The 6,275-nt window shown below is 47.1% G+C and carries 7 protein-coding genes; 6 read left to right on the top strand and 1 reads right to left on the bottom strand.

What is annotated here, in order from left to right:
* The 4 genes from PUQ60_RS11130 to PUQ60_RS11115 form a co-directional block, all read left to right on the top strand.
* The coding region (locus PUQ60_RS11130) for a response regulator (protein WP_273483002.1) at nt 1-368 on the top strand (368 nt) is incomplete at its 5' end.
* Between the two features lie 45 nt (nt 369-413).
* A complete protein-coding gene (locus PUQ60_RS11125; protein ID WP_337955621.1) occupies nt 414-767 on the top strand; it encodes a response regulator in 354 nt (117 codons plus the stop codon).
* 91 nt (nt 768-858) lie between these two features.
* The gene (locus PUQ60_RS11120; protein ID WP_273381383.1) at nt 859-1,683 is read left to right on the top strand and encodes a Cof-type HAD-IIB family hydrolase; all 825 of its coding nucleotides are present in this window, start codon (nt 859-861) and stop codon (nt 1,681-1,683) included.
* Nucleotides 1,684-1,851: 168 nt separating this feature from the next.
* Entirely contained in the window at nt 1,852-2,166 is a 315-nt protein-coding gene (locus PUQ60_RS11115) for a YerC/YecD family TrpR-related protein (RefSeq protein ID WP_022359748.1), read from the top strand.
* A 280-nt stretch (nt 2,167-2,446) separates the two neighbouring features.
* Here the strand turns inward: PUQ60_RS11115 and PUQ60_RS11110 are convergent, their stop codons facing one another.
* Nucleotides 2,447-3,061, bottom strand: coding sequence for a DUF1836 domain-containing protein (locus PUQ60_RS11110; protein ID WP_022359749.1), 615 nt, complete (start codon nt 3,059-3,061; stop codon nt 2,447-2,449).
* A gap of 245 nt (nt 3,062-3,306) precedes the next feature.
* On the opposite strand from PUQ60_RS11110, the gene PUQ60_RS11105 reads away from it, so the two are divergent.
* Together PUQ60_RS11105 and PUQ60_RS11100 are read left to right on the top strand one after the other, a co-directional pair.
* Complete coding sequence (locus PUQ60_RS11105; RefSeq protein WP_273381386.1) at nt 3,307-5,745, top strand: UvrD-helicase domain-containing protein; 2,439 nt, start codon at nt 3,307-3,309, stop codon at nt 5,743-5,745.
* Nucleotides 5,746-5,906: 161 nt separating this feature from the next.
* Nucleotides 5,907-6,200 carry a hypothetical protein gene (locus PUQ60_RS11100; protein WP_022359751.1) on the top strand — a complete coding sequence of 98 codons (294 nt, stop codon included), beginning with the start codon at nt 5,907-5,909 and terminating at the stop codon, nt 6,198-6,200.
* Nucleotides 6,201-6,275: the final 75 nt, after the last annotated feature.

Genomic DNA, 6,275 nt, shown 5'->3' with positions numbered 1-6,275 from the left:
TGGCAGAAGATAATGAGCTGAACATGGAAATTGCTGAATTTGTGCTTCAGAATGAAGGTGCTGTCGTGACTAAGGCATGGAATGGGCAGGAAGCCGTTGAACGATTCAAAAAAAGTGAACCCGGTGAATTTGATGCGATTCTTATGGATATCATGATGCCGGTTATGAATGGTTATGAAGCAGCAAAGACGATTCGTTCCATGGATAGAAAGGATGCTAAGGCGATACCGATCATTGCAATGACAGCAAATGCGTTCACAGAGGACAGAATAAGAGCAAAAGAAGCAGGAATGGATCAACATATTGCAAAACCGATTGATATAAAAACCATACTTGCTGTTTTTGACCAGGTGTTTAGAACTTCATAAAAACTGCATATATATAGAAAATTAAAATACGGATAAAAGAAAAAAATACTGATTGTAGATGACGCGGAATTTAACAGAGATAGGTTGAAAGAAATTCTGGGAGAAACATATGATTATCTGGAAGCAGAAAATGGAAGTCAGGTCACTCAGCTGCTGGGAGAGAATGTTGGAATTGATCGGATGCTTTTAGACATCAATATGTCACAGATGAATGGCTTTGATGTTTTGAAATGGATGAACCAAAGTCAGTGTATTACGGGAACTCCTGTAATCATGATTTCTTCGGAAGAACCGGTTGATACGATGCGTAAAGCATATGACATGGGAATCACGGATTATATCATCCGACCGTTTGATCCTGTGATTGTAAAGAAAAGAGTTCAGAATACCTTGCATTAAGTAATGTGGCATGTTGCTAATTGACAAATTCACCTTTTCCAAGTATCGTATATACGTGTAATAGTATGTATGATTTGAATGTGGAGTAAATATGACCGAAAAACATAGTTATGAGATTATCGTCCTGGATCTGGACGGAACCTTAACAAACAGAGATAAGGTGATTACGCCAAAGACGAAGCAGCGTCTGATGGAGCTTCAGGAGCGCGGAAAGAAGATTGTACTGGCGTCCGGGCGTCCGACGCCGGGGGTGCTGCCGCTTGCGAGAGAGCTGGAGCTGGCAAAATACGGCAGTTATATTCTGTCGTTTAATGGAGGCAGGATCACGAACTGCAAAACCGGCGAGATCATATTCAGCCGTTCCCTGCCGCAGGAGGCGAATCAGAAGATTATACGCCTGGCCGAGGAGGAACAGGTGGGGCTTTTGAGTTACGATGAGGCGGGGGCAAAGCTTCTGACGAACCAGAGTGACAGTCTCTATGCAAAGTTGGAAGCGCGGATCAACAGCATGGAGTTAGTACAGGTGGACGACATGGAAGCTGCGATCACGTATCCGGTACCGAAATACCTGATGATGGAGGATGGAGACTACCTGGCGATGGTCGAGCCGCGCGTCAAGGCGGCGATGGGGAAGAATTTCAGCGTTTACCGTTCGGAGCCGTTTTTCCTGGAGGTGCTTCCGAGGGGCATCGATAAAGCACAGTCGTTAGAGCGCCTTCTTTCTCACATCGGGCTTTCGCGTGAGCAGATGATTGCCTGTGGGGACGGCTACAACGACCTCACGATGATTCAGTATGCCGGATTAGGCGTAGCGATGGAGAATGCGGTGCTTCCGGTGCGGAAAGCTGCAGACTTTATTACCTATTCCAACAACGACGACGGTGTGGCTCATGTGGTGGAGAAGTTTATGCTGTAGAAGATTTGACAGATTCGCATAAATGTATATTGCGTGAACAGATGAAAAATAAAATATTCATAAAAATAGGCAAGATACTAGACTTTAAAACTTTAATATGTTAATATAAGAAAAAAGGAAAAATGAATATATTTTCGGAGTACATATTAAAAAGGGGTGCCTTGCATTATGAATAAAAAACTGAAAACAGAAGCTGTGGATCATCTGTTCCAGGCGATTCTGACACTGAAAAATACCGACGAATGCTATAGCTTTTTCGAGGATGTATGCACAGTTAATGAACTTTTATCATTTTCCCAGAGATATGAAGTAGCGAAGATGCTGCGCGAGAAGAAGACATATCTGGAGATCGCGGACAAGACCGGCGCATCGACAGCGACGATCAGCCGTGTCAACCGTTCTTTAAATTACGGAAGCGACGGATATGATATGGTATTTGCGCGTGTGAAAGAGCAGGAAGAGGCGGAGAAAACGGAAGCGTAAGACGAAGTAGGAATATACGCACGATAGATAAAGCGCGTACTTTCATAGGTGTAGCAAACCAACCTGCCAAAGATGGACAAATTTGGCTTGGGGTGGAATTGTCCCAGGAGCTGGCAGCTGGTTGAATGAAAGATAAAAAGAAATGAAAGAAAAAAGACATTGAAAGAATTCCCACAAGGGGAAGTGATTCCAGTGTCTTTTTTATCGTGTATGGTGCAATGGGTTGAAATTTTTGTTGTTTAGCCTATTTTTGAGTGTGGCGGTACAGCGGAAGTGCTGCCTATTTCTTTTTCTTCGGATTCACCGGTGTCTCCTGCCGGAGCTGTTCCGCCAGGATTTCAATCATCTGTTTTTTCAGATAGACATCAAACGCCAGCTCACTGATAAAGGCGAACAGCTGTAAATACTCGCGGTCTTCACAGTCATAGTCCTTGAATGTCTGGCTGGCGGCGTCAAATTTTGCCATGACGTCTTCCTGCAAGCGCTTGCGCTGCCCTTTTTCCAGCGAAAAGATTTCGTTGTAAAGCTCTTCTAATTCCGGGCTGGAACCATGGGAAAAGTGGTGCTCGCTGATGGGCGAGAAGAGCTGTTCAATATCCCGAAAGGATATCACATTTTTAAAATAATAAATCAGAATCAGCATCAGCAGATGATTCTTGGAGTAGCGTTTTTTGACGGGCGGCGGCAGCAGGTTATTTTTGGCATAGTTATTGATCATGGTTTTGGTCAGGATCTTATCCTCGCCCAGCCATTTGGAAGTGTTCAGGTGGCTGTCCATGAAGGTCGTGACCTGATCCATATATAAATCAATACCGGGAATCTCCGATGGATGCACCCGGGTCAGACTATCAACATAAGCCAGCAGATCCTGCAGGCGTTCTTCGTTTGATTTCATGTATGTACCTCGCTGCGTTGAAATTCGAAAGATGCGAAACAGGGAGGCGATTTTGGCGCTTCCGCTGTCATGAACTCTCTATGTGATATTATATAGTTTTGAAAACCAGATAGCAAGGAGAAATTTAAAATCAATGAAAATTCCGTGACATCCAAGAGAAAATAGATTATACTAGAGCGTATTCGAACATACTTTTTGTCATTAAAAATAGATTATATAAGAGTATAGAAGGGAACGAAACATATATGAGCAAATACGACACACTTAACCCGATGCAGCGGGAGGCGGTTTTTCACACGGAGGGACCACTCCTGGTTCTGGCAGGCGCCGGTTCAGGAAAGACGCGCGTCCTGACACACCGGATTGCGTATTTAATCGAGGAAAAACGGGTGGCGCCGTGGAATATCATGGCGATCACATTTACCAATAAAGCGGCGGCGGAGATGCGCGAGCGTGTGGATAAGATTGTGGGGGAAGGCGCGGAGGCGATCTGGGTCAGCACTTTCCATTCGAGCTGCGTTCGGATTCTGCGCCGGTTTATCGACCGTCTGGGATATGACACGAATTTTACTATCTATGACGGCGACGATCAGAAAACGCTGATGAAGCAGGTGCTCAAGAAAATGCAGGCGGATCCGAAGCAGTTTAAGGAGCGGGCGGTGCTGTCACGGATTTCTGCGGCGAAAAATGACCGGATCACGGCGGATGAGTTTGAGCAGCAGGCGGGAGCGGACTTCCGGGAGAAAAAGATTGCTCAGATTTACCGGGAATACCAGAAAGAACTCAAGAAGAATAATGCCCTGGATTTCGACGATCTGCTGGTGAAAACGGTAGAACTTTTCGAGGCAAACGCGGATGTGCTGGAATATTATCAGGATAAATTCCGGTATATCATGGTGGACGAGTACCAGGACACGAACCTTGTACAGTTTAAGCTGGTCGATCTGCTGGCAAAGAAGTACAGAAATATCTGTGTGGTCGGTGATGATGATCAGTCGATCTACAAATTCCGCGGGGCAAATATCGAAAATATTTTAAGTTTTGAGAAAGCATTTCCGGGCGCACGCGTTATCAAGCTGGAGCAGAACTACCGTTCCACCCAGAGCATCCTGAACGCGGCAAATGAGGTGATCCGCCACAACCGCGGCAGAAAGGACAAGACGCTGTGGACGGCGAATGACGAGGGACCGAAGGTGCGCTTCCGTCAGTATGACACGGCATACGAGGAGGCAGACGCCATTATCCGTGATATTGAGCGTGAGAAAGAAGAGAAAAATGCGGAATATTCGGATTTTGCCGTGCTGTACCGTACCAATGCACAGTCGCGTCTTCTGGAGGAAAAATGTATTTATTACAGCATTCCGTACCGGCTGGTCGGTGGCGTCAATTTCTATCAGCGCAAGGAAATCAAGGATATTCTCTGCTATTTAAAGACGATTGCGAATGGGCGCGATGATCTGGCGGTTCAGCGAGTTATCAATGTGCCGAAGCGCGGCATCGGTGCGACCTCGATCGGAAAAGTGACGATCTATGCGTCTGCCAATGGCATGAGCTTTTATGATGCGCTGCTGCGCGTGCGCGGCGTGCCGACGATCGGCAAGGCGGCGGATAAGATCGAGAAGTTTACGGAGCAGATCGAAAACTTCCGGTCGCGGCTTTCGGTCCTTTCGCTCCCGGAACTTATCGAGGCGATTCTGGAAGAGACGGGATATAAGAAGGATCTGGAGGCGGAAGGCGAGATCGAGGGAGAAACACGTCTGCAGAACGTGGAAGAGCTGGTTAATAAGGCAACCGGCTATATGAGCACGGCGGAGGAACCGACGCTGGACGGATTTTTGGAGGAGGTTGCGCTGGTAGCGGATGTAGATAGTCTGGACGAATCCGAAAACAGGATTGTCCTGATGACTTTGCACGGCGCAAAAGGTCTGGAATTTCCGTATGTCTATTTAAGCGGCATGGAGGACGGGCTGTTTCCGAGCAGCATGTCCATCTTTTCGGATGATAAGGACGCCATCGAAGAAGAACGACGTCTCTGCTATGTCGGAATCACCCGTGCGGAGAAAGAACTGACGCTGACGGCGGCGAGACAGCGCATGGTCAATGGAGAAACGCGGTTTGCGAAGGTCAGCCGCTTCATCGAGGAGATTCCGCCGCAGCTTCTGGACGAGGAAGAGCAGCCGACCGTCTTTGGACGGGCTGCTGGTATGAGCCGGGGCGGACGCGGATTTGAAGATTCGGGGACTTCTGGCTGGACAACGGGCAGCTTTGGTGTATCTGGCGCGGGAGACGGCGATCGGGTGCGGATTGGCGGAATGTCTGGAAAACACCCTCTTTCAGAGAACGATGCCGCCTGGGAGCGCGGCGCAGCCCGGATGAGCGGCTGGGGCGGTGTGAATGGTTCCGGAAGTGCTGGTTCTAGCCGCACGCTGGATCCATATAAGAGCGCTTATAGTTCCAGCAGCCGTCCAGCCAGCCCGGCACCGTCATTTGGCAAGGCATTTACGGTCCAGAAGGCCGACCATCTTTCCTACGGCGAGGGCGACCGAGTCCGCCACCTCAAATTTGGCGAGGGAACGGTGCAGAAGATCGCGGACGGCGGCAAGGATTTTGAGGTGACGGTTAATTTTGACCGCGTGGGCGTGAAAAAAATGTTCGCTTCATTTGCAAAACTGGTGAAATGTTAGACCGTGTTTGCCGTATTGTTACGGTACACGTATGCGAAAACAGTAATGCCGTATTAAAACATTTTCGCCAGATCCAATAAAAAATATAGTAAAATCGGCTGAGAGATGGTATAATAAAATCAAGAATTGCGGATCAAAACGCGGGAAAGGATGTGGAGTGTATGAATAAATTTGATATGATGAGCAAAGATGCGCTCTCCAGAGTAGAAGAGATCATGAATGCAACCAAACTGAATGAATTCCTTCACAGAAAAGAAGAAGAGGAGAAACAGAAAAACTGTATTCTCTGGATTTTAGCCATTATCGGTATTGTAGCAGCAGTTGCAGCGATTGCATACGGCGTATATCGTTTCTTTACTCCAGATTATCTGGAAGATTTCGAGGACGACTTCGATGATGATTTCGACGACGATTTCTTCGAGGATGAGAGCGACGAGAAAGAAAAGAAAGACTGATTGTGATAATTTAGTCAATGAATCAGAATAAATACTGCGCGGAACCGGAAAATCGGTTTCACGCAGTATTTTTTA

Origin of the sequence: Clostridium sp. AF02-29, assembly GCF_934835585.1 — a bacterium.
GTDB classification, from domain to species: Bacteria; Bacillota; Clostridia; order Lachnospirales; family Lachnospiraceae; genus Otoolea; species Otoolea fessa.
The sequence above is the reverse complement of the archived record's forward strand: the minus strand, read 5'-3'. Positions and strand labels throughout refer to the sequence as shown.

Bases quoted from the DNA above. Each gene is read 5' to 3' on its own strand.
- PUQ60_RS11110 (WP_022359749.1), bottom strand. From the start codon at position 3,061: ATGAAATCAAACGAAGAACGCCTGCAGGATCTGCTGGCTTATGTTGAT.
- PUQ60_RS11115 (WP_022359748.1), top strand. From the start codon at position 1,852: ATGAATAAAAAACTGAAAACAGAAGCTGTGGATCATCTGTTCCAGGCG.
- PUQ60_RS11105 (WP_273381386.1), top strand. From the start codon at position 3,307: ATGAGCAAATACGACACACTTAACCCGATGCAGCGGGAGGCGGTTTTT.
- PUQ60_RS11100 (WP_022359751.1), top strand. From the start codon at position 5,907: ATGAATAAATTTGATATGATGAGCAAAGATGCGCTCTCCAGAGTAGAA.
- PUQ60_RS11120 (WP_273381383.1), top strand. From the start codon at position 859: ATGACCGAAAAACATAGTTATGAGATTATCGTCCTGGATCTGGACGGA.